The sequence below is a fragment of the Mycobacterium angelicum genome (genome assembly GCF_002086155.1).
Lineage (GTDB): Bacteria > Actinomycetota > Actinomycetes > Mycobacteriales > Mycobacteriaceae > Mycobacterium > Mycobacterium angelicum.
This window is the reverse complement of sequence record NZ_MVHE01000380.1, coordinates 1-287: the sequence shown is the minus strand read 5'-3', so window position 1 is coordinate 287 and position 287 is coordinate 1. Positions and strand designations below refer to the sequence as shown.

General features: G+C 66.9%; 1 protein-coding gene. It reads left to right on the top strand.

Annotated features, from left to right (window positions below):
• A partial coding sequence (locus BST12_RS29885) for a beta-ketoacyl synthase N-terminal-like domain-containing protein (RefSeq protein ID WP_139802124.1) occupies nucleotides 1-287 on the top strand: 287 nt, incomplete at both ends.

The window sequence follows — 287 nt, the reverse complement described above, 5'->3', positions numbered from 1 at the left end:
GGTACTGAGGCCAGTGTGGTGTCGGGGCGGATTGCGTATGTGTTTGGGTTGGGGGGGCCGGCGGTGACGGTGGATACGGCGTGTTCGTCGTCGTTGGTGGCGGTGCATCAGGCGTGTGGGGCGTTGCGGGCGGGTGAGTGTTCGGCGGCGTTGGCGGGTGGGGTGACGGTGATGGCGACGCCGAGGATTTTTGTGGAGTTTTCTCGGCAGCGGGGGTTGGCGGTGGATGGGCGGTGTAAGTCGTTTGCGGCGGGTGCGGATGGGACGGGGTTTGCTGAGGGTGCGGG